22 protein-coding genes are annotated in these 25,729 nt (G+C 63.5%); 17 read left to right on the top strand and 5 right to left on the bottom strand.

Going from position 1 to position 25,729, the window contains the following annotated elements:
- The first annotated feature begins 29 nt into the window (after positions 1-29).
- From CW305_RS00605 to CW305_RS00545, 13 genes are all read left to right on the top strand, one after another.
- The gene (locus CW305_RS00605; protein WP_104096844.1) at positions 30-1,847 is read left to right on the top strand and encodes a protein-disulfide reductase DsbD; all 1,818 of its coding nucleotides are present in this window, start codon (positions 30-32) and stop codon (positions 1,845-1,847) included.
- 209 nt (positions 1,848-2,056) lie between these two features.
- Positions 2,057-2,500 (top strand): type II 3-dehydroquinate dehydratase, encoded by a 444-nt coding sequence (gene aroQ / locus CW305_RS00600; protein ID WP_014819270.1) that lies wholly within the window; start codon positions 2,057-2,059, stop codon positions 2,498-2,500.
- 77 nt (positions 2,501-2,577) lie between these two features.
- Positions 2,578-3,036: an acetyl-CoA carboxylase biotin carboxyl carrier protein gene (gene accB / locus CW305_RS00595; protein ID WP_023446134.1), complete on the top strand. Its 459-nt coding sequence runs from the start codon at positions 2,578-2,580 to the stop codon at positions 3,034-3,036.
- Between the two features lie 17 nt (positions 3,037-3,053).
- Positions 3,054-4,403, top strand: coding sequence for an acetyl-CoA carboxylase biotin carboxylase subunit (gene accC, locus CW305_RS00590; protein WP_015275919.1), 1,350 nt, complete (start codon positions 3,054-3,056; stop codon positions 4,401-4,403).
- Positions 4,404-4,548: 145 nt separating this feature from the next.
- Positions 4,549-5,430, top strand: a complete 882-nt coding sequence (gene prmA, locus CW305_RS00585; protein WP_104096843.1) for a 50S ribosomal protein L11 methyltransferase — start codon at positions 4,549-4,551, stop codon at positions 5,428-5,430.
- Positions 5,431-5,540: 110 nt separating this feature from the next.
- A complete protein-coding gene (locus tag CW305_RS00580) occupies positions 5,541-6,785 on the top strand; it encodes a DUF3426 domain-containing protein (protein WP_104096842.1) in 1,245 nt (414 codons plus the stop codon).
- Positions 6,786-6,986: 201 nt separating this feature from the next.
- Positions 6,987-8,000: a tRNA dihydrouridine synthase DusB gene (gene dusB, locus CW305_RS00575; protein ID WP_042924294.1), complete on the top strand. Its 1,014-nt coding sequence runs from the start codon at positions 6,987-6,989 to the stop codon at positions 7,998-8,000.
- On the top strand, positions 7,997-8,317 hold the full coding sequence (gene fis, locus CW305_RS00570; RefSeq protein WP_104096841.1) for a DNA-binding transcriptional regulator Fis: 321 nt from the start codon (positions 7,997-7,999) through the stop codon (positions 8,315-8,317). The genes dusB and fis overlap by 4 nt, the downstream gene beginning before the upstream one ends.
- Before the next feature lie 76 nt (positions 8,318-8,393).
- Entirely contained in the window at positions 8,394-9,998 is a 1,605-nt protein-coding gene (gene purH, locus CW305_RS00565; protein WP_104096840.1) for a bifunctional phosphoribosylaminoimidazolecarboxamide formyltransferase/IMP cyclohydrolase, read from the top strand.
- 199 nt (positions 9,999-10,197) lie between these two features.
- Positions 10,198-11,490 carry a phosphoribosylamine--glycine ligase gene (purD, locus tag CW305_RS00560; protein WP_104096839.1) on the top strand — a complete coding sequence of 431 codons (1,293 nt, stop codon included), beginning with the start codon at positions 10,198-10,200 and terminating at the stop codon, positions 11,488-11,490.
- Positions 11,491-11,606: 116 nt separating this feature from the next.
- Positions 11,607-14,414: a hybrid sensor histidine kinase/response regulator gene (locus CW305_RS00555; RefSeq protein WP_104096838.1), complete on the top strand. Its 2,808-nt coding sequence runs from the start codon at positions 11,607-11,609 to the stop codon at positions 14,412-14,414.
- A 356-nt stretch (positions 14,415-14,770) separates the two neighbouring features.
- A complete protein-coding gene (locus CW305_RS00550) occupies positions 14,771-15,718 on the top strand; it encodes a lysylphosphatidylglycerol synthase transmembrane domain-containing protein (RefSeq protein WP_104096837.1) in 948 nt (315 codons plus the stop codon).
- Between the two features lie 100 nt (positions 15,719-15,818).
- Positions 15,819-16,544, top strand: a complete 726-nt coding sequence (locus CW305_RS00545) for a VC0807 family protein (protein ID WP_023446142.1) — start codon at positions 15,819-15,821, stop codon at positions 16,542-16,544.
- Positions 16,545-16,606: 62 nt separating this feature from the next.
- Here the strand turns inward: CW305_RS00545 and CW305_RS24030 are convergent, their stop codons facing one another.
- From CW305_RS24030 to CW305_RS00525, 5 genes are all read right to left on the bottom strand, one after another.
- Complete coding sequence (locus tag CW305_RS24030) at positions 16,607-16,693, bottom strand: small membrane protein YohP (protein WP_443977743.1); 87 nt, start codon at positions 16,691-16,693, stop codon at positions 16,607-16,609.
- Between the two features lie 108 nt (positions 16,694-16,801).
- Positions 16,802-17,701, bottom strand: a complete 900-nt coding sequence (locus CW305_RS00540) for an AEC family transporter (protein ID WP_023446143.1) — start codon at positions 17,699-17,701, stop codon at positions 16,802-16,804.
- A gap of 111 nt (positions 17,702-17,812) precedes the next feature.
- Positions 17,813-18,733: a dTDP-4-dehydrorhamnose reductase gene (gene rfbD, locus CW305_RS00535; protein WP_104096836.1), complete on the bottom strand. Its 921-nt coding sequence runs from the start codon at positions 18,731-18,733 to the stop codon at positions 17,813-17,815.
- Positions 18,734-19,005: 272 nt separating this feature from the next.
- Entirely contained in the window at positions 19,006-19,713 is a 708-nt protein-coding gene (gene sfsA / locus CW305_RS00530) for a DNA/RNA nuclease SfsA (RefSeq protein WP_104096835.1), read from the bottom strand.
- The gene (locus CW305_RS00525) at positions 19,713-20,885 is read right to left on the bottom strand and encodes a pyridoxal phosphate-dependent aminotransferase (RefSeq protein ID WP_104096834.1); all 1,173 of its coding nucleotides are present in this window, start codon (positions 20,883-20,885) and stop codon (positions 19,713-19,715) included. Before CW305_RS00525 ends, sfsA begins: the two co-directional genes overlap by 1 nt.
- A 191-nt stretch (positions 20,886-21,076) precedes the next feature.
- Between CW305_RS00525 and dksA the strand changes: the two genes are divergently transcribed.
- From dksA to CW305_RS00505, 4 genes are all read left to right on the top strand, one after another.
- Positions 21,077-21,523: an RNA polymerase-binding protein DksA gene (dksA, locus tag CW305_RS00520; protein WP_003284903.1), complete on the top strand. Its 447-nt coding sequence runs from the start codon at positions 21,077-21,079 to the stop codon at positions 21,521-21,523.
- A gap of 90 nt (positions 21,524-21,613) precedes the next feature.
- Positions 21,614-22,519, top strand: coding sequence for a tRNA glutamyl-Q(34) synthetase GluQRS (gene gluQRS, locus CW305_RS00515; protein WP_104096833.1), 906 nt, complete (start codon positions 21,614-21,616; stop codon positions 22,517-22,519).
- Positions 22,520-22,614: 95 nt separating this feature from the next.
- The gene (locus CW305_RS00510; protein WP_003284901.1) at positions 22,615-22,791 is read left to right on the top strand and encodes a hypothetical protein; all 177 of its coding nucleotides are present in this window, start codon (positions 22,615-22,617) and stop codon (positions 22,789-22,791) included.
- Positions 22,775-25,729, top strand: coding sequence for a sensor histidine kinase (locus CW305_RS00505; protein WP_104096832.1), 2,955 nt, complete (start codon positions 22,775-22,777; stop codon positions 25,727-25,729). Before CW305_RS00510 ends, CW305_RS00505 begins: the two co-directional genes overlap by 17 nt.

Below are 25,729 nucleotides of genomic sequence, written 5' to 3'. Positions count from 1 at the left end.
ACGGGCGCCGGGCGTCGGGCTTGGTTATCATGCCGCCACAGCTTTACCGTGAGATCGCCATGCTTCGCCTGCTGAGTCTGCTGCTCCTGCTATTCGTGCTTCCTGCCCACGCCGGCCTGTTCGACAACAAGCCCAGCGCCAGTTTTGGCGGTGCGCTGAACAACAGCAGCGATTTCCTGCCGGTACGCGAAGCCTTTCGACTGAGTCTCGTTGAGGCTACGCCTGAACAGATCACCCTGCGTTTCGTCGCAGCGGAGGGCTACTACCTCTACCGTCATCGTTTTGCCTTCAAGACCGAGCAGTCAGGTGTCGTGATCGGTGAGCCGAAGCTGCCCGCCGGCGTGCCCAAGGTCGATGACTATTTCGGTGAGATCGAAGCCTATTACGGCATTGTCGATGTCGAGCTACCGCTGACGAACCCGGACAACCGCCCCTTCGTCCTGCAGGTCTCCTACCAGGGCTGTGCCGATAAAGGCCTGTGCTACCCCCCGGAAACCGAATCGCTCCCCATCGGCGACGTTGCCGGCGCCCCCAGCGGAGCGACCACCGAAGAGTCAACCAGCCAGCAGGCCAGCGAACGCGACCTCTCCTGGCGCTCCATCGCGCTGTTCTTCCTCGCCGGTCTGGGCCTGACCTTCACCCCCTGCGTGCTGCCGATGTTGCCGATTCTCACCGGCGTCGTGCTGCGCGACCAGCCCGGCGGAACTCGCAGCTTCCTGCTGTCGCTGGCCTACGTGCTGCCAATGGCTGGCGGCTTTGCCCTGCTCGGTGCGCTGATGGGCGTATTCGGAGCCGAGCTGAATCTGCAGGCGCGCCTGCAATCACCCTGGATTCTTGTACCCTTCGCATTATTCTTCGTCGCCTTCGCCCTGGCCATGTTCGGACTGTTCGAGCTGCGCCTACCACAGGCACTCAGCAGTCGACTCGACCGTCTTGCCGGCAACGCACGCGGCGGCTCGTTTACCGGAGCGGCGCTGCTCGGTGCCGTGTCCAGTCTGCTGGTATCGCCTTGCGTTTCCGCTCCGCTGGCCGGCGCACTGCTGTACATCAGTGCCAGCGGCGATGCGCTAGGCGGCGGCCTGAAGCTGTTCGCCCTGGGCCTGGGTATGGGCGCACCGCTGGTGCTGTTCGCCACCGGAGGTGGCGCGCTACTGCCCAAGAGCGGCCCATGGATGATCAGCGTACGCAACGTATTCGGCGTACTGCTGCTTGCCGTCGCCGTCTGGATGCTCGAGCGCGTACTGCCCGGTCCGCTTGCTCTGGCGGCATGGGGCCTACTCGCGGCCGGCAGCGCCGTATTTCTCGGCACCCTGGAATTCACCAGCAAGACGCCCAGGCAGAAGCTCGCGCAGCTGATGGGACTGGTATTGCTGGTCTACGCGCTGGCCGCGTGGGTCGGGGCGCTACAGGGCGGCTCCGATCCACTTCGGCCGTTGCCAACCTCCGTGGCCGGATCAGCGCCAGGCAGCATGACCAGTGAAGGCTGGCACACCATTTCCACGCCGGCCGAGCTCGATACCCAACTGGCCGCCGCCCGCGCCGCCGGCCAACCGCTGATGCTCGACTGGTACGCCGACTGGTGCATCAGCTGCAAGGTGATCGAACGCGAGGTGTTCGCCAACCCACAGGTGGCACCGCGGCTGACCGACTATCGTCTGATCCGCTTCGACATCACCGAAAGCAACGCCGCCCAACGCAGCCTGCTGGACCGCTACAAACTGTTCGGCCCCCCGGCCATCCTGTTCTTCGATCGGCGTGGCAATGAGATGTCCGACGTGCGTGTAGTCGGCGAGATAGACGCTCCCGGTTTCAGCGAGCGACTGGATCGCGCGGCACCTCTGCTCTAGCTCACGCACGCATTTTCGCGGGATCGATCCATGACAAGCCGACGATCCTCAGCCCAATGAATCATTGCGGCAATCTTCAGACATAATGCGGGCATTTCCTTCGATCGCGACATGACTGGACAGTCATGCCCTGCTTGGGGCATAGTTTTTCCCTTCTCGCGACCAGCCACCTCGACTGATCAGCGCATACAGAAAAACAAGGAATACCGATGGCCACGTTTCTGGTCCTCCACGGGCCGAATCTGAACATGCTCGGCACCCGCGAGCCGGGCGTCTACGGCGCAGTGACGCTGGCGCAGATCAATCAGGATCTGGAGCAGCGTGCCCGAGATCGCGGACATCATCTGCTGCATCTGCAATCCAACGCCGAGTACGAACTGATCGAGCGCATCCATGCCGCGCGCAGCGAAGGCGTCGATTTCATCCTGATCAATCCCGCGGCATTCACGCATACCAGCGTCGCATTACGTGACGCGTTGCTGGCCGTGAGCATCCCATTCATCGAAGTGCACCTGTCCAATGTGCACAAGCGTGAACCTTTCCGCCATCACTCCTACTTTTCCGATATCGCGGTGGGTGTGATCTGCGGCCTTGGCGCCAGCGGCTACCGGCTGGCCTTGGAGGCCGCGCTGGAACAACTCGCTGCTTCCTGAGGGACTCGCACGCAGGTGCCATGTCTTGAAGAAGCGAGCAGCAATGCCCTTTGAACTTACCTGGGAGTCAATGCTTCATGGATATTCGCAAAGTCAAAAAGCTGATCGAACTGCTGGAAGAGTCCGGTATCGACGAACTGGAGATCCACGAGGGTGAAGAGTCGGTACGCATCAGCCGCCACAGCAAGCAGGTAGCGATGCAGCAGCCGATCTACGCTCAGGCTCCGGCTGCACCGGCTCCTGCTCCGGTAGCTGCTGCCGCCCCGGCTGCCGACGCTGCCCCGGCCGCGCCCAAGCTGAACGGCAATGTGGTCCGCTCGCCGATGGTCGGCACCTTCTACCGTGCGTCCTCGCCGGAATCCAAGGCGTTCGTCGAAGTCGGTCAGAGCGTCAAGAAGGGCGACATCCTCTGCATCGTCGAAGCCATGAAGATGATGAACCACATCGAGGCCGAGATCAGCGGCACCATCGAATCCATCCTGGTGGAGAATGGTCAGCCGGTCGAATACGACCAGCCGCTGTTCACCATCGTTTGAACCGCGGAGAGCCAGCGATGTTGGAAAAAGTACTGATCGCCAACCGCGGCGAGATAGCCCTTCGAGTTCTGCGCGCATGCAAGGAACTGGGCATCAAAACCGTGGCTGTGCACTCCACTGCAGACCGTGACCTGATGCACGTGTCGCTGGCCGACGAGTCCGTCTGCATCGGCCCGGCCGCCTCTGCCAAGTCCTACCTGAGCATCCCGGCACTGATTGCCGCTGCCGAAGTCACCGGCGCCGACGGCATTCATCCAGGCTACGGCTTCCTCGCCGAGAACGCCGACTTCGCCGAACAGGTGGAGAAGTCCGGCTTTACCTTCATCGGCCCGACCGCCGACGTTATCCGCCTGATGGGTGACAAGGTGTCCGCCAAGGACGCGATGAAGCAGGCCGGCGTACCCACCGTTCCGGGTTCTGACGGCCCGCTGCCGGAAGACGAGAAGGAAGCGCTGCGGATCGCCCGCGAGGTAGGCTATCCAGTGATCATCAAGGCCGCCGGTGGCGGTGGTGGTCGCGGCATGCGCGTGGTGCACAAGGAAGAGGACCTGATCGCCTCGGCCAAGCTGACCCGTAACGAAGCAGGCGCAGCCTTCGGTAATCCGATGGTTTACCTCGAGAAGTTCCTGACCAATCCGCGCCACGTGGAAATCCAGGTCCTGGCCGACGGCCAGGGCAACGCCATCCACCTCGGCGATCGCGACTGCTCGCTGCAGCGCCGTCACCAGAAGGTGATTGAGGAGGCCCCTGCCCCGCTGATCGACGAAGAAGCCCGCCGCAAGGTGCAGGCCCGCTGCGTCAAGGCGTGCATCGATATCGGCTACCGCGGCGCCGGTACGTTCGAGTTCCTCTATGAAGACGGCAACTTCTACTTCATCGAGATGAACACTCGCGTACAGGTCGAGCATCCGGTTACCGAGATGGTTACCGGCATCGACATCGTCAAGGAGATGCTGCTTATCGGTGGCGGCCAGAAGCTGTCGATCAAGCAGGAAGATGTCGTCATCCGCGGCCATGCTGTCGAATGTCGCATCAACGCCGAAGACCCGCGCACCTTCATGCCCAGTCCGGGCAAGGTCAAGCACTTCCATGCGCCGGGCGGCAACGGTGTTCGCGTTGATTCGCACCTCTACGATGGCTACTCGGTTCCGCCGCACTACGACTCGCTGATCGGCAAGCTGATCACCTTCGGCGCAAACCGCGACGAGGCCATGGGCCGCATGCGCAACGCGCTGGACGAGTTGATCGTCGACGGCATCAAGACCAACGCCCCGCTGCACCGCGACCTGGTGCGCGACCCCGGCTTCTGCAAGGGCGGCGTGAACATCCATTACCTGGAGAAGAAACTGGGTATGGACAAGCACTGAGCCCCGCTCGGCGCTGTACTACAGAGGCTGCCTTCGGGCGGCCTCTGTCGTTTCTGCCAGGCGCGAATCGAGCCCACGCTGGCCGCAACACGCCCCCTCCAGTAAGCTTGCCGGCTTTTACCGCGACCCCATTCGAGAGGCTTCCATGTCCTGGCTGCAGATCCGACTCGCCATCACCCCCGATCAGGCCGAAGCGCTGGAAGACCAGTTGCTGGATCTGGGCGCGGTCTCCGTGACCTTCATGGACGCCGAGGATCAGCCGATCTTCGAGCCGGATCTCAACACCACTCCGCTGTGGTCGCACTCGCACCTGCTGGCATTGTTCGAAGCCGACACCGACTCGGACTCCCTGCTCGCCCACCTGCAGCTGCTGCGCGGCGGCGAGCTGCCCGAGCACCAGATCGAAGTGATCGAAGACCAGGACTGGGAGCGCAGCTGGATGGACAACTTTCAGCCGATGCGCTTCGGCCGCCGCCTGTGGATCGTCCCCAGCTGGCACGCGGCGCCGGAGCCCGACGCGGTCAACCTGCTGCTGGATCCTGGCCTGGCGTTCGGTACCGGCACCCACCCCACTACCGCACTCTGCCTCGAGTGGCTGGATGCCCAGCCTTTGCAGGGCCAGTCCCTGCTGGATTTCGGCTGCGGCTCGGGCATCCTGGCGATCGCCGGCCTGTTGCTGGGCGCCGAGCATGCCGTCGGCACCGACATCGATACCCAGGCGCTGGACGCTTCACGCGACAACGCCGAGCGCAACGGCATCGCCGCAGAGCGTTTCGCGCTCCACCTGCCTGAACAGCTGCCGGAAAAGGCTGCCGACGTGGTGGTCGCCAACATCCTTGCCGGCCCGCTGGTTTCGCTGGCGCCGCGCATCACCGCACTGGTCAAGCCCGGCGGCCGCCTGGCACTGTCCGGCATCCTAGCCGAACAGGCCGAGGAGGTGCGCGCAGCCTACAGCGATGCATTCGAGCTCGACCCAACCGCCGATAAAGATGGCTGGGTACGCATCAGCGGCGTCCGACGTGCCTGAGCAGCGCCTTGCGACCTCTCCCGCACACTTGCACAACAGGCGCCGCAGCCCCCTGCCGCTGCGCGACTGGCATACGCTAGACTAGCCGGCACCTTCGCGCGGAAAGACGCATGACCAGCTTCATCACCCAGTGCCCCAACTGCAGCACCCGCTTTCGCGTCGCCCGCAGCCAGTTGCGCGCGGCCCGCGGCGCAGTGCGTTGCGGCGCCTGCATGGAAGTCTTCAACGCCGCCCATCATCTGCTGCGCGATGAGCTGGACCCGACGCAACCACTAACAACTCCCGTCGACAAGTCGATCCAGACGCAGGCTACCGAGCATCCCAGGGCTACCACGCCGGCGCCAACCGCCAAGGCCGATGAAACGCTGTGGATTCACGATGACCTGGACCTGGACAGCCTCGACCTGGACGAAGAGCTGGCCAAACTGGAGCGGCAGGAGCGCGAATTGTCTCGCGACCTGCTCAGCCTCGAAGCCAACGGCGACGCGGCAACCAGGCCTCGCGATCCGCTACCGGAGATATCCTCCACACAGGACGAAAGCTGGGCCGAGATCCTGCTGAGCGCCGAACAGGGCGTCACGCAGTCGCCGGCGAGCCCGAGCGACGAGGTGGTCAGCTTTACCCCGGTCACATCGGAGTCTCCGCAACCGCTGAGCCCATTGGCAGCCAGTCCCACGCCGCTCGCGATCGCCGAGGGCCAGCAGGCGCACGACGAAAGGGTCGAACCCGAACTGGCAACGCCATCGGCTACCGAACAGCTCGCCCCTGTCGTAGATCCTGCAGCGCCACGCCGCGAGCCCGACCTGCGCGACGAGCCGCTGTTCGAGCTCGACGATGAGCCACTACAACTGGACTGGCAGGAAGCGAAGAAACCCTGGGGACGCTGGCTCGGCTGGAGCGTACTGAACCTGTTGGCACTGCTTGCGCTGGGTGCCCAGTACGTTGCCTACAACTACGATGAGCTGTCGAGGCAGCAGCAGTATCGCAGCTGGTTCGAGCGTATCTGCCCGACCGTTGGCTGCGAACTGCCGGCCCTGGTCGACATCGGCCAGATCAAGAGCAGCAACCTGGTCGTGCGCAGCCATCCCGAGTTCACCGGCGCGCTGGTCGTCGACGCGATCCTCTACAACCGCGCGGCCTTTGCTCAGCCGTTTCCGCTTTTGGAAATCCGCTTTGCCGACCTCAACGGCAAACTGATCGCCATCCGCAGCTTCAAGCCCAGCGAGTATCTTTCTGGAGAACTGGCAGGACAGGCCCAGATGCCACCGCAGGTTCCCATCCATATCGCCCTGGATATCCTCGACCCGGGCGCAAAGGCGGTTAACTACAGCCTGAGTTTCCATTCGCCCAAATAGCGACGAGCTTGCAGTTCAGACTGCCGCCGCCGGCGCTCATCGCGCGGGCGGTGGGCGCGTCCAAACTCCCGGCGATAAGGCGACCACTGTTCAGAATTTGTTCAAAACAGCCTTTAACCCGTCATGCGTAGCGGGTATTATGCCCACCCTTTTTTGCAGTCCCGATCTACCTAACAAGCAGGCCCCAAGCAGGGAATCTTCATGTCAGCGGTACGCATCGGCCCTTACACCTTGACCAATCGATTGATCCTCGCGCCCATGGCCGGCGTGACCGATCAGCCGTTCCGCCAGTTGTGCCGCCGCTTCGGCGCGGCTCTGGTGGTCTCGGAAATGCTCACCAGCGATGTGCGTCTGTGGAACAGTCGCAAATCTCGCCTGCGCATTCCCCATGCGGACGAGCCCGAGCCCCGTTCAGTGCAGATCGCCGGTGGCGACCCGCAGATGCTGGCCGAGGCAGCGCAGCGCAATGTGGAGCTGGGGGCGCAGATCATCGACATCAACATGGGCTGCCCGGCGAAGAAGGTCTGCAACAAGGCCGCCGGCTCGGCGTTGATGCGTGACGAGAAGCTGGTCGCGGATATCCTCGAAGCCGTGGTCGGTGCCGTGACCGTTCCGGTGACGTTGAAGATTCGCACCGGCTGGGATCGGCAGAACAAGAACGGCCTGACCGTCGCGCGTATCGCCGAGCAATCGGGCATCGCAGCACTTGCCGTTCACGGCCGCACCCGCGCCGACCTGTACACCGGCGAAGCCGAGTACGACACCATCGCCGCCATCAAGCAGGCGGTGTCGATTCCGGTGTTCGCCAATGGCGATATCGATTCGCCGCACAAGGCGGCCCAGGTACTACAGGCAACCGGAGCGGACGGCCTGTTGATCGGACGTGCGGCGCAGGGTCGCCCGTGGATCTTTCGCGAAGTGGAGCATTATCTGCGCACCGGCGAGCTGCTCGCGGCGCCGACGCTGGACGAAGTTGAAAGCACCCTGCTGGAGCATGTGCAGGCGCTGCATGAATTCTATGGCGAGGTGATGGGAGTCCGTATCGCCCGCAAGCACGCGGGTTGGTATCTCGCAACACTGCCGGGCGCGCGGGACTTCCGCGCCCGTTTCAATCATCTGGAAGACAGGGATGCACAGGCCTTCAGCATTCAGCAGTTCTTTGCCGAACAACGCTCAGGGCCTGGCTCGGTGGATGGAACAGAGGTGGCCGCATGACGCTGTTGAATGAAACATTGGTAAGTGGAACAACATCCGTGAGTGACAACGTGAACCTCAAGCAGCACCTGAACACGCCGAGCGAAGCGGGGCAGACGCTGCGAGGCAGCGTCGAGAAAGCGCTGCACAATTATTTCGCCCGCCTCGAAGGTGCAGACGTCACGGACGTTTACAAACTCGTACTCTCCGAAGTGGAAGCGCCGTTGCTGGAAACCGTGATGCACTACGTCAAGGGCAACCAGACCAAGGCTTCCGAGCTGCTGGGCCTGAACCGCGGCACCCTGCGCAAGAAACTCAAACAGTACGACCTGCTCTGACGCGGCAGCTGGCAGGCGCGGCTGTCCGCACCTGCCTGCTTCGCGGACTCAAGCCTGTAGCCTCTAGGAAACGTCAATGACCGACCAAACCACCCGCCTTCCCGTGCGCCGCGCGCTGATCAGCGTGTCCGACAAGACCGGCGTCGTCGACTTCGCCCGCGACCTCGAAGCCCTCGGCGTCGATATCCTCTCCACCGGCGGCACCTTCAAGCTGCTGCGTGACAACGGCATTGCTGCTGTCGAAGTGGCCGACTACACCGGCTTCCCGGAGATGATGGACGGGCGGGTGAAAACTCTGCACCCGAAGATTCACGGCGGCATCCTCGGCCGCCGCGACCTGGACGGCGCGGTGATGGCCGAGCACGGCATTGCCCCGATCGATCTGGTGGCGGTCAACCTCTATCCGTTCGCAGCCACGGTGGCCAAGCCCGGATGCACCCTGCCGGACGCCATCGAGAACATCGACATCGGCGGCCCGACCATGGTCCGCAGCGCGGCCAAGAACCACAAGGACGTCGCCATCGTGGTCAATGCCGAGGACTACGCGGCAGTGGTCGACAACTTGAAGAACGGCGGGCTGACCTACGCCCAGCGCTTCGACCTGGCGCTCAAGGCGTTCGAGCACACCGCCGGCTACGACGGCATGATCGCCAACTACCTGGGCGGCATCGACCAGAGCACCGAGCAGCTCAGCACCGAAAATCGCAGCCTGTTTCCGCGCACCTACAACATGCAGTTCATCAAGGCGCAGGACATGCGCTACGGCGAGAATCCGCATCAGCAAGCCGCCTTCTATGTCGAGAAGCCCGACGAGGCTTGCGTCGCCACCGCCACGCAACTGCAGGGCAAGGAGCTGTCGTTCAACAACGTGGCCGACACCGACGCTGCGTTGGAGTGCGTGAAGAGCTTTACCAAGCCGGCCTGCGTAATCGTCAAGCATGCCAACCCGTGCGGCGTGGCTGTGGTACCGGAAGATGAAGGCGGCATCCGCAAGGCCTATGACCTGGCCTACGCCACCGACAGCGAGTCGGCCTTTGGCGGCATCATTGCCTTCAACCGCGAACTGGACGGCGAAACCGCCCAGGCCATCGTCGAGCGCCAGTTCGTCGAGGTAATCATCGCGCCCAAGGTTTCCCAGGCCGCCCGTGACGTGGTGGCCAGCAAGGCCAACGTGCGCCTGCTCGAATGCGGCGAGTGGCCCGCCGAGCGCAGCCCGGGCTGGGACTACAAGCGCGTCAACGGCGGCCTGCTGATCCAGAGCCGCGACATCGGCATGATCACCGAAGCAGACCTGAAGATCGTCACCCAGCGCGCGCCGACCGAGCAGGAAATCCATGACCTGATCTTCGCCTGGAAAGTGGCCAAGTTCGTCAAGTCTAACGCCATCGTCTACGCCAAGAACCGCCAGACAGTCGGCGTTGGTGCCGGCCAGATGAGCCGCGTCAACTCCGCGCGCATCGCCGCGATCAAGGCCGAACATGCCGGCCTGCCGGTTCCGGGTGCGGTAATGGCCTCGGACGCCTTCTTCCCGTTCCGCGATGGCATCGACAATGCGGCCAAGGCCGGCATCACCGCGGTGATCCAGCCGGGCGGCTCGATGCGTGACAACGAAGTGATCGCCGCGGCTGACGAAGCCGGCATTGCCATGGTGTTCACCGGCATGCGCCACTTCCGCCACTAAAATCGGCCGCACTCGGACAGGCATCTGCGGTGTTGCCCGACTCTTCCCCCATGATCATTGCCAGAAGGCAACTCCGCCGGGTGAAGAGTCGGGCGCCTTGCATCTACCAGCCCGATCGCGACCTCGGTATTCGTAGGGTGGATAACGCTTCGCTTATCCACCAAGCGGGCGACCCGCCCGCCTCCATTGGGAGACAGCAATGAACGTACTGATCATCGGCAGCGGCGGCCGCGAGCACGCCCTGGCCTGGAAGGTTGCGCAGGATCCACGCGTCGCCAAGGTATTCGTCGCCCCGGGCAACGCCGGCACCGCCACTGAAGCCAAGTGCGAGAACGTTGCCATCGACGTACTGGCCATCGAGCAACTGGCGGATTTCGCCGCCGCCAACGTACAACTGACCATCGTCGGCCCCGAGGCACCGCTGGTCAAAGGCGTGGTCGATCTGTTCCGCTCGCGCGGCTTGGACATCTTCGGACCGACCGCCGCCGCCGCGCAGCTGGAAGGCTCCAAGGCGTTCACCAAGGACTTCCTGGCCCGCCACGCGATTCCCACTGCCGACTACCAGAACTTCACCGAAGTCGAGCCGGCATTGGCCTACCTGCGTGAAAAAGGCGCGCCGATCGTCATCAAGGCCGACGGCCTGGCCGCCGGCAAGGGCGTGATCGTCGCCATGACCCTGGCCGAGGCCGAGGAAGCGGTGCGCGACATGCTGTCCGGCAACGCCTTCGGCGACGCCGGCGCGCGCGTAGTCATTGAAGAATTCCTGGATGGCGAAGAGGCCAGCTTCATCGTCATGGTCGACGGCGAGAACGTGCTGCCGATGGCCACCAGCCAGGACCACAAGCGCGTCGGCGACGGCGACATCGGCCCCAACACCGGCGGCATGGGCGCCTATTCGCCGGCTCCGGTGGTCACCGCCGATGTGCATAAGCGCGTGATGGACGAGGTGATCTACCCGACCGTGCGCGGCATGGCTGCCGAAGGCAATGTCTACACCGGCTTCCTGTACGCCGGACTGATGATCGACAAGGCCGGCGCGCCGAAGGTCATCGAGTTCAACTGCCGCTTCGGCGACCCGGAAACCCAGCCGATCATGGTGCGCCTCGAATCCTCGCTGGTGCTGCTGGTCGAAGCCGCGCTGGCCAAGGCGCTGAACAAGGTCGAGGCGACCTGGGATTTGCGCCCGACCGTCGGCGTGGTGCTGGCTGCTGGCGGCTACCCGGGCGATTACGCCAAGGGCGATGTGATCGAAGGGCTGGACGATGCCGCTGCGCTGGATGGCAAGGTGTTTCATGCCGGTACCGCGCTGAACGACCAGGGCCAGGTCGTCACCGCCGGTGGCCGCGTACTTTGCGCAACTGCCATCGGCCGCACCGTCTCCGAGGCGCAGCAGCAGGCATACCGTCTGGCGGAAAAAATCCACTGGAATGGCTGTTTCTATCGCAAAGATATCGGCTATCGCGCCATCTCCCGGGAGCTGGGCGACAGCTGAGCGTAGCCAGGCGCCAGGAATGCGTGCGGCGCCAAGTTTTACCGCTGCCGCACGCATTACAGGCCGACAAAGGCATGGCTATAATCGGCCGTCACACACATGAACGGACTTCTCAAGTGGGTCGGCTCCGGATTGCCATCGCTGTTTTCTTCGGCCTGCTGCTGATCAACCTGATCCCGCTTCCGGCCCTGGCGTCCATTACCCAGTCGCCGCCCTCCCCAGCACTATCCGCTCCACCCAATTCCGTGCCACAGAACTGGCGCATGCTGATCGACCAGTCGGGAGGGCTTACGCTCGACGAGGTGGTTTCCCAGCGCGCACTGTTCCAGCGTCTCGAAAAACTCTCCTACAGCGCTCCGGCCAGCGACCGAGCCGTCTGGCTGCAGGTCAGCCTGCCGTCACTGACACGACCGAAGTGGCTGTGGCTGTTTGCACCGCGAGTGCAGTATCTGGACTTCTACCTGCTGCGTGACGGCAAGCTCGAGCAGCATACGGCGACCGGGGAACTGCGCCCCTTCAGCGCCCGGCCATTGCCCAACCGGGCGTACCTGTTCAGCCTTCCCAATGACGGGCAGCCACGCGAGGCCTATATCCGCCTGCAGTCCAGCCATCCGGTGATGAGCTGGTTCAAGACCATCGATGAAGCCGGCCTGGTCAGCCTGAGCAAGCCTGCATACCTGTTTGGCGCGCTCTTCGGCGCACTGGCGTTGCTGATGATCTACAACCTGCTGCGCTTTGCCTACACGCTCAGCTACACGCATATCTGGCTGAGCCTCCTGCACGGCGCCCTGCTGGCCTGCGCCATGGCCAATCTCGGGGTCATGGCGGCGTGGCTGCCCTGGCTGACCTACAGTCAGCCGCTGATCGCCGACCTGTCGGCGATGGCCGCCAGCGCCGCGCTGCTCGGCTACACGCTGGGTTTCTTCCATCACCGCGGGCGAACCTGGATCACCTGGCTGCTGGGCATCGAACTCAACCTGGTACTGGCGCTGGCAGCCAGCATCCTGCTCGGTCAGTGGCCGTGGTACAGCTGGCTGATCTATTCGCTGGTGCTGGCCGCATCGTGCAGCACTCTGTTTGTCGCGATCTATCACTGGCGCCAGGGCTATCAGCCGGCGCGCCTGGTGGTGGCCGGAACGACCCTGTTCAACGTCGGCATGATTTTCTTCATGCCCATGTTGCTGGGCTTCGACCAGCTCGACCCGGGCTGGTTGACTGGCGGCTTGTTCAGCCTGGCGACCCTCGCGGGGTTGCTGCTCAGCTTCGCCCTGCTCGAACGTCAACGGCAGCGCCAGACCGACAGCCGCACCCAATACACAGCAGCGGCAGTCAGCAGCGCGGAGCTCAAGACCAAGGCCGATTTCCTGTCCAAGATCAGCCATGAACTGAGAACGCCAATGAACGGCGTGCTGGGCATGAGCGAGTTGCTGCTGGGCACTTCGCTGTCGGCCAAGCAACGCGATTACGTCCAGACGATTCATAGTTCCGGCAACGAGCTGCTCAATCTGATCAACGAGATTCTCGACATTTCCAAGCTGGAATCCGGCCAGATCGAGCTGGATGACGTGCAGTTCGATTTCAACGCGCTGATCGAAGACTGTCTGAGCATCTTCCGCGCCAAGGCCGAACAGCAGAAGGTCGAGCTGATCAGCTTTATCCAGCCACAGCTGCCGCAGGTCGTGACCGGCGATCCGACCCGCCTGCGCCAGACCCTGCTCAACCTGCTGGAGAATGCCTTCAAGCAGACCGACGAAGGCGAGGTGTTGCTGATCGCCGCGGTCGACGGACCGCCCGAGAGCCCGCGCCTGCGCATCACCGTGCAGGATAGTGGACGGCCACTCGAGGCGTACGAGCGCGATGCGCTGCTCAACGCCGAGGTCGACAGTCATGACTTTCTTGCAGCGACACGCCATGGCGGGCGCCTGGGGCTGATCATCGCGCGCCAGCTGGTGCAACTGATGGATGGTGATTTCGGTATCCAGACTGGCACCAGCCAGGGCAACACCTTGTGGATCAGCCTGCCGCTGGCCAGTGAAGGGCTGGCGCAGAGCAATGCCGACCTGGACGGGCCGCTGCAAGGCACTCGGCTGCTGATCGTCGATGACAACGACACCTGCCGCAAGGTACTGGTCCAGCAATGCAGCGGCTGGGGCCTGGAGGTCAGCGCCGTTGCGTCGGGCAAGGAGGCGTTGGCCCTGCTGCGGACCAAGGCGCACCTGAAGGAATACTTCGATGTGGTCCTGCTCGATCAGGACATGCCCGGCATGACCGGTATGCAGCTGGCGAGCAAGATCAAGGAAGATTACAGCCTCAACCATGACGTCCTGCTGATCATGCTCACCGGCATGAGCAGCGCACCGAGCAAGATCATTGCGCGCAATGCGGGCATCAAGCGCATCCTCGCCAAACCGGTCGCCGGTTACACGCTGAAGACCACCTTGGCCGACGAACTCGCGCAGCGCCAGCCGGGCACCCAGCAGCGCCAGGCAACGGTGCCGCAGAACCTACCCGCGCTCGAAGTCCCTAGTGACTTCCGCATCCTGGTCGCCGAGGACAACAGTATTTCCACCAAGGTCATCCGCGGCATGTTGAACAAACTCAACCTGCAACCGGACACCGCCTGCAACGGCGAAGAGGCGCTGGAGGCGATCAAGGCGCAGCCGTATGACCTGGTCCTGATGGATTGCGAGATGCCCGTGCTCGACGGCTTTCAGGCCACTCACCAGCTGCGTGAATGGGAAGTCAGGAATGCGCGCCGGCGTACTCCCGTCGTTGCCCTGACTGCGCATATCCTCAGCGAGCACCGCGACCGCGCGCGAGAAGCAGGCATGGACGGTCATATGGCCAAGCCGGTGGAACTCTCGAACCTGCGCGAACTTGTCGACCACTGGGTTCGCGTCAAGCAGGCAGAGAGCGCCGACTGACCGCGCCCTACCGTCCCCGCAGGTTTCCAATCCCTGACAACAGTCGACGTCCCAATCTCCACTGGCACAGCTTCTACATCCCCTGCACCACATACACAGCATCGCCTCAGGCTACCGATGCCCAGACGACCGCCCAGGCATTGGCGCTCTCCTGCGGGATACCAATCCAAGCGGAACCTCCTCCTGCCGGTCCGAGCGAGAAGACCACTCGGGTGAAAAACTGAACAAAACCGGTCGCCAGCTGCCGATTGTTTGACGATTCGAGAACAGGTGGAGGTTTGGCATGGCGGTCGATCAGGGATGAGTGTGCTTCAGCGCAAGACGTGGCCAATCCTCTTCCCTCAAGGAGCCACGTGATGATGAAGCGGAGCGATGTCGCCTGGACCCTCATCGGAGTCCTGGCCGTGCTGCTGTCCGGCTACCTGCTGTACCACGAAGTGCGCAACATCTCGCTCAGCGAGCTTACCGACAGCCTGCAGGCGATCGGCGCGCGGCGTTGGCTGCTGGCCGCGCTATCGACCCTGGGCGCCTATGTCGCGCTGGCCTGGTACGACCGCATCGCGATGGCTCATCTGGGCAAGAAGATGTCCTGGTGGTTCATCGCACTCTGTTCCTTCACCACCTACGCGCTGGCGCACAACATCGGCGCATCGGTGTTTTCCGGCGCCCTGGTGCGCTATCGCGCCTACCGCAGCCGGGGCCTGACGCCCCAGGAAATCGGCATCCTGATCGTCTTCTGCTCGCTGACCTTCGCGCTGGGCACCCTGCTCGCCGGGGGCGCCGTGCTGATTCTGAAACCGCAGCTTCTTCATCGGGCTGTCGATAGCGACAGCTGGGTATCCATCGCCGTCGGTTCGACCCTGCTCATGCTGGTCGCGCTCTATGCGTTCGGCGCATGGCGTCAGTTGCCACCGTGGCGGCTGGGCAAATGGCACATCGAGTACCCGCGACTGCCAATCGTCGGCCGTCAGCTGCTGGCGGGCCCGCTTGAGCTGCTCTGCGCCGCGGCGATCATCTACTTCGCGCTGCCGCCGGAACACAACCCGGGCTATCTGACCATCCTCGGCGTATTCCTCGCCTCCTTCACCCTGGCATTGCTGTCCCACGCACCCGGCGGGCTCGGTGTGCTGGAGCTGACCTTCGTAGCCGCCCTTCCGGAAATTCCCACGGTGGACGTGCTGGCAGCACTCATCGTGTTCCGCGGTTTCTATCTGCTACTGCCCTTCGCTCTGGCCATGATCGTCGTACTGATATTCGAGTACGGCCAATGGCGCGCGAAACGCAGCTCAGCGTCCGAACATTGATGCTGGGGAAACGATACCAATCACCATCCCGACGAAGATGGTATGGCGAATGACCGCAACACAGGCGATCATGCAGCCCTCTCCAGACCAACCCGATGTCATGACCGATACCGACCAGACCCACGCCGAACACAAACCGCGCCCGCTAATTGACCTGGCCGTCAGCATCCTGATTCCTTCGCTGATCCTGATGAAGCTCAGTGGTGAAGACCGCCTCGGCGCCGATGGTGCACTGCTGCTTGCCCTGGCCTTTCCGCTAGGCTGGGGGCTGTGGGAGCTGGCCAAATACCGCAAGTTCAACTGGATAGCCCTGCTCGGCCTGATCAGTGTGCTGCTGACTGGCGGCATCGGGCTGCTTCAGCTCGATACCCAGTGGCTCGCCATCAAGGAAGCAGCGGTTCCCGGCATCATCGGCATCGCCGTGCTGGCCTCGACGCGAACCCGCTACCCGCTGATTCGCACCCTGCTGTACAACCCTAAAGTGCTCAACGTGGACAAGATCCACGAACAGCTCGAGCAAAACGGCCAGGTCGAACACTTCGAAACGCGGCTGCTGCGGGCGACCTACCTGCTCAGCGGCACCTTCTTCTTCTCGTCGTTCATGAATTACGTGCTGGCCAAATGGATCGTCAACAGCCCCGCCGGCAGCGAAGCCTTCAACGCCGAACTGGGCCGCATGACCCTGCTCAGCTACCCGATGATCGCCATTCCCAGCATGTTGATGATGATGGCGATCTTCTTCTACCTCTGGCGCACCATCCACGGGCTGACCGGCCTGCGACTCGAGGACATCATGGCAACCTCGGCGCAGGAACCGCGCAGCTAACAAATAGCCGCGCATGAAAAAGGCCGGCGGGCTTGCGCCGGCCGGCCTGTCGCCCCCGCTCGTCAGAACAGCAGCTTGAATATCCCGATCACCACGATCAGGCCGATGATGAAGATGATGCCTGCGGTCCCGCCGATGAATTTCAACATGCCGTGCTCTCCGGTTTTTTCAGGTCTGTCATTTTTGTGACAGTCCTGTCCCGGAGCCGTTCGTCAAAACTGCAGCGGAGTCCTAGTTGCTGACCGCTGAGCGTTCCACTAGCCAGCCGCAAGCAGCATCCATAGCGGCAGGCTGATGAGTGCAGTCACGGTCGAGAGAAACACGGTCGAGCTGACCGCTCGCGTGTCCTCGGAATGCTTGACGAACGCCAGCACGTTAACGCCGCTCGGGCAGGCTGCAAGCAGCACCAGCACGTTGCGTGCATCCTGATTCAGCCCTGGCAGCAACCCGCTCAGCCACCAGACCAGTGCCGGAAACGCCGCCAGTTTGACCAGCGTCAGCAGCAGCGCCGTCCCGTTTGGCCGCAGGCGATAGCGCGACAGGCTGATGCCCAGCACCATCAGCGCACAGGGCAATGCCGCCTGCGCCAGCCATACAGCGACGCGCCAGAGCGGCTCGGGCAGCTCGAGCCCGGATAGATTCAACAGGGCACCGAGCACCAGACCGATGATCAGCGGATTCGCCAGATTCCTCAGCAGCGCCGGAGCGCTGACCTTGTCGCCGTCACCCAGTGCCGCGTAGAAGCTCTGCAGCGAGAACAGGACGAGACTGTGAAACACCAGGATGGCGAACACATAGACCAGGCTTTCAGCGCCAAGCAGCGTGGTCACCAGCGGGATGCCGACCAATACGTTGTTCGAGTAGGCGGCCGTAAGACCAAGCGGAGTGGCGCGCCCGGCGCGGCGGTGAGCGACCAGATTGACCAGCAGGAACACCAGCAGCACCGGTACGAAATAGGCCAGCAGCAGCATTGGCGACATGCCATTACTCAGCTCGGCGCGGGCGATCCCGGTAAACAGCACTGCCGGCATGAACAGCTTGAAGGTGACACTGGCCAGCCCGGCCGCTCCTTCGTTGTTGAGCCATTGCCGCCAGCCGAACAGATAGCCGAGCGTGATCAGACCGAAGATCGGCAGGATTGCCAACACCACTACCATGCTGCGCCCCTTCTAGAGCCGAACGTCAGGCCACGCCTTAGCGCGGGGCGCAAGAATACACCGGAGGTCAGGGAAATCGCACGGCGCCGGGTAACTGCCGTGCACTTTCTGTCAGGCGCGGGAGGACCGCTCACGGCTGATCGCCGGGTGCTCCTGCTGACGTAGGATCGCCAGCACATCGGCCAGGTCTTCCTGCCAGTGACGGGGCGCGAGGCCAAAGGTCGACTCGAAGCGGCTGCAGTCGAGCACCGACCAGGCCGGCCGCCGGGCGGGAGTCGGGTACTGCGCCGTGGCAATCGGCGACACCGTCGGCTGCCGCGAGATCAGCCCGGCGCCTTCGCCCTGACGGAAGATTTCCACGGCGAAGTCGTACCACGAACAAGCCGGTACGCCGCTGTAGTGGTACACCCCCCAGGCGAGATCCGCGCCGGCTGCGTAGCGGCGTGCCAGTTCGAGCAACACCGAAGCGATGCTGCCAGCCTGGGTGGGGCAGCCTATCTGGTCGCTCACTACGCCAAGCGCATCGCGCTGCCGGGCGAGCCGCAGCATGGTCTTGACGAAGTTGTGCCCGTGCACGCCATACACCCAGCTGGTGCGAAGGATCAGATGCGATTGCAGACGCCCACGGATCGCTTCCTCGCCCGCCAGCTTGCTCGCTCCGTAGACGCCGGTCGGACCGGTTTCGTCGCTCTCGGTATAGGGGTGATCGGCCTCACCGGAGAACACATAGTCGGTGGAAATATGGAACAACGGAACGCCAGCGTGCTCGGCCGCCTCGGCGAGGTGGCGTGCGCCGTCGCGGTTCACCGCATAGGCCTGCTCACGATGAGATTCGGCATTGTCCACATGGGTATAGGCGGCCGCATTGATGATCAGCCCGGGACGTTGACGCATCACTGCCGCAACCTGCTCGGGTTGCGCGATGTCCAGCTGGGCCCGTGCAGGCGCCAGCACCTCCAGTCCGAAACTTGCTGCCCGTTCCACCAGTTCTCGACCCACTTGGCCGCCGGCACCGCAAACGAGGATTCGCATTCTTTGTAGCCTCATCGACGACGCCCGCGCCAGGCGCGAGCGTCCGAAATTAGTTTCATCCGCGGTGCTACACGCGCATCAGAGATGTCGCGCTGGCGCCGCAGGAGCCATCGAAAACGGGCTGGAACGCGTCGTAACGCCGCGTGGAACAGCGGAGCAGAGCCTTCCCGTATGTGATGGATGTGGTTTCCAGCCTCGTTGAGGCCAGACGAAAGGCGCTTTGTTCCCGAGCCGGGCAGAAAAATTTTCCAACCGTCACGACCGTCCACCCATCAGCGCAATACCGGCAATCGGCCAGCAATACGCAACTCCTCGACGGAAAGATCGACGCCGTAAGCCAGTACTTCCACGCCTGCCGCCTGCGCTTCCCGCAGCGCAGCGGCATAGGCCGGATCGATCTCCTCGGCCGGCCGCACTGCTTCGATGCCGCTTAAATTGACGCAGTACAGCTGCACCGCACGCACACCGGCACGGGCCAGCGTCGCCAGCTCACGCAGGTGCCTGGCGCCGCGTGTCGTTACGGCGTCGGGAAAGGCCGCCACTGGCGTTTCGGCAAAGCCAAGGGTGACACTCTTCACCTCGACGAAGGCGGCAGTTCCGGCGTAGTCGAGACGAAAATCCACTCGGCTGTTCTCCACGCCATAAGCCACCTCGCGCTTGAGCGTCGTGAAACCGGCCAATTCGGCGATATGCCCATTCAGCAGCGCCTCCTCGACCAGCGGATTGGCCCGCGCCGTGTTCACGCACGCCAACCGCCCCTGCGGGGTTTCGACCAGCTCCCAGGTCCCCGGCAATTTGCGCCGTGGATCGCTGCTGCGCTGGAACCACACTCGCGCACCCTCGCCCATGCAATTGAGCATCGAGCCGGTGTTGGGGCAGTGGATACACAGCGCTTCGCCCTCGTCGGTGATGATATCGGCAAGAAAACGCTTGTAGCGCCTGACCAGTCGCCCCTGCTCCAGCGGTTGCGCAAAACGCATCAGGATTGCCAGCTGCGCAAGCCGCGGGCAATGCGCTCGACAGTCTGCTCCAGGCGCGGCAGGTCCTGGGTGTAGGCGAAACGCACATGATGTCCGGCCTGGAAACGACCGAAATCCAGGCCTGGGGTGATCGCGACGAACTCCGTTTCCAGCATGTGCTGGCAGAAGGCATAGGCATCGCCGCCAAAGGCGCTGATGTCGGCGTACAGATAGAACGCGCCCTGCGGCTCGACCGCGATACCGAAGCCGAGCTCCCGCAAGGCTGGCAAGAGGAAATCACGGCGGCGGGCGAACTCGCCGCGGCGTGCCTCGAGAATCTCCAGCGTCGGCGGCTGGAAACACGCCAGGGCCGCGTGCTGAGCCATGCTCGGGGCGCTGATGTAGAGGTTCTGCGCAAGCTTCTCCAGCTCCGGAACCGCTGCCGGCGGCGCCACCAGCCAGCCCAGGCGCCAGCCGGTCATGCCGAAATATTTGGAGAAGCTGTTGAGCACGAAGGCGTCGTCGTCGACTTCCAGCACGCTTGCCGCGTCCACGCCATAGGTCAGTCCGTGGTATATCTCATCGACCACCAAATGGCCGCCACGCGCTTTCAGCGCTGCCGAAAGCCCAGCCAGCTCCTCGCGATCCAGCAGCGTCCCGGTGGGATTGGCCGGCGACGCGACCAGCGCACCGACGCTGTCGCGATCCCAGTAGCGCTCGACCAGCTCCGGAGTCAGCTGATAACGAACCTCCGGGCCGACCGGCACCAGTTGCGCGGCACCTTCGACCAGGCGCAGAAAATGCCGGTTGCAGGGGTAACCCGGATCGGCGAGCAGCCAGTGCTTGCCGGGGTCCACCAGCAGGCTGGCAGCCAGCAGCAACGCGCCAGAGCCGCCGGGCGTAATCAGGATGCGTTCGGGGTCAATGGATAATCCGTAGCGCTGCGCATAGAAACCGGCAATGGCTTCACGCAGCTGCGGCAGGCCGCGCGCCGGGGTATAGCGCGTGTGCCCGGCGGCCAGCGCGGCCTGCCCTGCCGCTACGATGGGCGCCGCGGTGGTGAAGTCCGGCTCGCCGATTTCCAAATGAATGACGTCGTAGCCTTGAACTTGCAACTGGTTGGCCCGCTCCAAAAGCGCCATGACGTGGAAAGGTTCGATTGCGCGGCTGCGCGCACTGTATGACGAGGTCATCTGACCTTCCTGTTGAGAACGAAACGTGAATTCTACCCAAGGTCCCGATACCGCTGCAGTTACTGTTGGATTCGGGAGTAGCGCGCCCCGATCCGATCTGGTAAGTTCGCCCGCTTGCAGCCGCAGGGCCGGCACGGGCCGGCAAGGGACAAATCATCCTGCGCAATGGACATAGCGAGAGGCGTTCATCCATGCCCATTACCAAAGAAACACCGTCGAGCAAGCAACTGATTCGCGCCTTCGAGCCCTATAAGGAAAGCAAGGGCGAGGAATACATGAGCGACAAGATGCGCGCCCATTTCACCGGCATCCTGAACAAGTGGAAACAGGAGCTGATGGAAGAGGTCGATCGCACCGTGCACCACATGCAGGACGAGGCTGCCAACTTCCCTGATCCGGCCGACCGTGCCAGCCAGGAAGAAGAGTTCAGCCTGGAACTGCGCGCCCGCGACCGCGAGCGCAAGCTGATCAAGAAGATCGACGAGACGCTGCAGCTGATCGAAGACAACGAGTACGGCTGGTGCGATTCCTGCGGCGTCGAGATCGGCATCCGCCGACTGGAAGCCCGCCCTACCGCTACGCTCTGCATCGACTGCAAGACGCTGGCGGAGATCAAGGAAAAGCAGATCGGTTCCTGATCCCGAACGGGGCGCTTCGGCGCCCCGCTTCATTTCCAGGCTCTGCAGCGTTTCATCCGCCCCGCCATCCCAGATAGCGCCGGCCCCAACATGCCCTTTCCTGCCCCGTCCAAAGCCCATCGCTACGTCGGCCGTTTTGCCCCGACACCCAGCGGCTATCTGCATTTCGGCTCACTGGTGGCCGCCCTCGCTTCCTATCTTGACGCCCGCGCGGTCGGCGGCCGCTGGCTGCTGCGCATGGAAGACATCGACCCGCCACGCGAGATGCCCGGCGCCCAGCGAGCCATCGTCGAGACGCTGTCGAGCTACGGATTCGAATGGGACGGCGAAATGTTGCGCCAGAGCGAGCGTCAGGTCGCCTACGGCGCAGCCATCGAGCGCCTGCTGGATGAAGGCTTGGCGTATGCCTGCACCTGCTCGCGCAAGCAGCTCGAAGGCTATCCGGGCCCCTACCCGGGTTTCTGCCGCAACGCCGGCCACGGTCTTGACGACGCCGCCATCCGCCTGCGGGTGCCTGATCGCGAGTACGGCTTCAGCGACCGAGTGCAGGGCGAATTCCGCCAGCACCTGGGTCGCGAGGTCGGCGACTTCGTGATCCGTCGTCGCGACGGCTTGATCGCCTATCAGCTGGCGGTAGTGCTGGATGACGCGTGGCAGGGAGTAACCGACGTCGTACGTGGTGCCGATCTGCTCGACTCCACGCCGCGCCAGCTGTACCTGCAGGAAGTGCTCGGTCTACCCCAGCCGCGCTATCTGCACCTGCCGCTGATCATCCAGCCGGATGGACACAAGCTGGGCAAGAGTTACCGCTCGCCACCCTTGCAGCCTCACGAGGCCAGTCCGCTGCTGCTGCGTGCTTTGCGCGCGCTAGGCCAGCAACCGCCCACAGAGCTGAACGACGCACTGCCAGCCGACATCCTCGCCTGGGCGGTGCTGCACTGGGACGCTCAGCGCATCCCTCGCACACGGACACTGGCCGAATCGCAGCTGCGCTAGGCGGATTGCCACGCTGCGCCAGCTTTTGCCTGCCGCAGGTGGCTTGCCGCCCGCCGCTGCTCTACCATCGCCCCACTTCCGACACGAGACCCGGCATGTATATCTACCGACTGGTGCTGCTCCTGGTGGTGGGGATCTATCTGTTCTCCCCCGCCATCATGGACTGGTGGATCGACCCCAACGGGGCCTGGTATCGGCCCTACGTGCTGTGGCTGATTCTCATCGTGGTGACCTTCATTCTCCAGAGCCAGCGTGATGCAGACGAGCTTTAGCCTGAGCCACCTGATCCTGATCAGCGTTGCCTACCTGATCATGCTGTTCGGCGTCGCCTGGGTCAGCGAGCGCGGATTGATTCCACGTTGGGTGATCCGCCACCCGCTGACCTACACATTGTCGCTGGGCGTCTACGCCAGCGCCTGGGCCTTCTACGGCACGGTTGGCCTGGCCTACCAGTACGGTTACGGCTTTCTCGCCACCTATCTGGGGGTCTGCGGCGCGTTCCTGCTGGCGCCAGTGCTGCTCTATCCGATCCTGCGGATCACCCGCACCTACCAGCTCTCGTCACTGGCCGATCTGGTCGCCTTCCGCTTTCGCAGCACCTGGAGCGGGGCGCTGACCACGCTGGTCATGCTGATCGGCATGCTGCCGTTGCTCGCCCTGCAGATCCAGGCGGTGGCCGATGCCATCGGCATTCTCACTCTGGAGCCGCTGCAGGAGCGCGTGGCGCTGGGCTATTGCCTGATGATCATGCTGTTCACCATCCTCTTCGGCGCCCGCCACATCGCCACGCGGGAGAAGCACGAAGGCCTGGTGTTTGCCATCGCCTTCGAATCCATCGTCAAGCTGGTGACCTTCGGTGCCATCGGCCTCTACGCCCTGTATGTGGTATTCGGCGGCCCGCATCAGCTGGAGATCTGGCTGCTACAGAACCAGTCGGCGCTGCAGGCATTGCACACGCCCTTGCAGGAAGGGCCCTGGCGCACACTGCTGCTGGTGTTCTTTGCCTCGGCCATCGTGATGCCGCACATGTATCACATGACCTTCACCGAGAACCTCGATCCTCGCGGCCTGGTGAGCGCCAGCTGGGGCCTGCCGCTCTATCTGCTGCTGATGAGCCTGGCCGTGCCGCTGATCCTCTGGGCCGGACTCAAGCTGGGGGTCAGCACCAACCCCGAGTACTTCACCTTGGGCCTGGGCATCGCCGCACAGAGCGAAACCCTGGCGCTGCTGGCCTTCGTCGGCGGTCTCTCGGCATCCAGCGGGCTGATCATCGTCAGCACCCTGGCACTGTCGGGCATGGCGCTCAACCACTTGGTGCTGCCGCTGTATCAGCCATCCAGTGAAGGCAACCTCTACCGCTGGCTGAAGTGGACGCGCCGCAGCCTGATCTTCGCCATCATCATGGCCGGCTACGGCTTCTACCTGCTGCTCGGTGCCGAGCAGGATTTGTCCAACCTCGGCATCGTCGCCTTCGTCGCCACCCTGCAGTTTCTGCCGGGCGTGCTGTCCGTGCTCTACTGGCCGACCGCCAATCGCCGCGGCTACATCGCGGGCCTGCTGGCCGGCATCGGCGTCTGGGTAGTGACCATGCTGCTACCGCTGGTGGGCAACCTGGACGGCTTCTACATTCCGCTGTTCAACGTCGTCTATGTACTGGACGACACCAGCTGGCACCTGGCGGCAATCGCGTCACTGGCGGTCAACGTCCTGGCGTTCTCGCTGTTCTCGATCTTCAGTGAAACCAGCCTCGAGGAGCAGAGCGCTGCCGAGGCCTGCGCCGTAGAGAACGTCCGCCGCCCGCAACGGCGCGAACTGATCGCCGCCTCACCACAGGAGTTCGCCACCCAGCTGGCCAAGCCACTGGGCGCCAAGACCGCGCAACGGGAGGTGGAACAGGCCCTGCGCGATCTGCAGCTACCGTTCGACGAGCATCGCCCCTACGCGCTGCGCCGCCTGCGCGATCGTATCGAAGCCAATCTCTCCGGCCTGATGGGCCCCAGCGTAGCCCAGGACATCGTCGAGAATTTCCTGGCCTACAAGAACGGTGCCGACGGCTACATCACCGAGGACATCCACTTCATCGAAAGCCGGCTGGAGGAGTATCACTCGCGCCTGACCGGCCTGGCCGCAGAATTGGACGCCCTGCGCCGCTATCACCGGCAAACACTGCAGGAGCTGCCCATGGGCGTCTGCTCGCTGGCCAAGGATCAGGAAATCCTCATGTGGAACCGTGCGCTCGAGGAACTCACCGAGATCCCCGCGCTGCAAGTCGTCGGCTCACGCCTGACGACCATCGCCGAACCCTGGCGCAGCCTGCTGAGCGACTTCATCGAGCAGGCCGATGAACACCTGCACAAGCAGCGGCTGGCGCACAACGGCCATCGCCGCTGCCTCAACCTGCACAAGGCAGCCATTGCCGAGCCACTGGCACCGGGCAACAGCGGCCTCGTGCTGCTGGTCGAGGACCTGACCGAAACACAGCAGCTCGAAGACCGCCTGGTTCACTCCGAACGCCTGGCGAGCATTGGCCGCCTGGCCGCCGGCGTGGCGCACGAGATCGGCAACCCGATCACCGGCATCGCCTGCCTGGCGCAGAACCTGCGGGACGAACGCGAAGGCGACGGGGAGATCGTCGAGATCAGCGGCCAGATCATCGAGCAGACCAAACGCGTATCGCGCATCGTGCAATCGCTGATGAGCTTCGCCCATGCCGGCGAGCGCCAGCACCAGCTGTATCCGGTGAGCCTGGCGCAGGTGACGCAGGACGCCATCGGCCTGCTCTCGCTCAACCGCAACCGCACCGAAGTGCAGTTCATCAACATCTGCGATCCGACGCACTTCGCCGAGGGCGATCCGCAGCGGCTCGCCCAGGTGCTGATCAACCTGCTATCCAACGCCCGCGACGCGTCGCCGCAAGGCGGCTTGATCCGCATCAGCAGCGAAGTTGCCGAACAGACGGTGTACCTGACGGTGGAAGACGAAGGCAGCGGCATTCCGAAGGACATCCAGGACCGGCTGTTCGAGCCATTCTTCACCACCAAGGACCCTGGCGAAGGCACCGGCCTGGGCCTCGCGCTGGTCTATTCGATCATTGAAGAGCATTATGGCCAGATCGATATCGACAGCCCGGCCGACCCGGAAACACAGCGCGGCACCCGTTTTCGCATCACCCTGCCGCGGCATGTCGAAGCGTCCCATGCCGTAAGTTGA

The organism is Stutzerimonas kunmingensis (assembly GCF_002929225.1).
Lineage (GTDB): Bacteria > Pseudomonadota > Gammaproteobacteria > Pseudomonadales > Pseudomonadaceae > Stutzerimonas.
The sequence above is the reverse complement of the archived record's forward strand: the minus strand, read 5'-3'. Positions and strand labels throughout refer to the sequence as shown.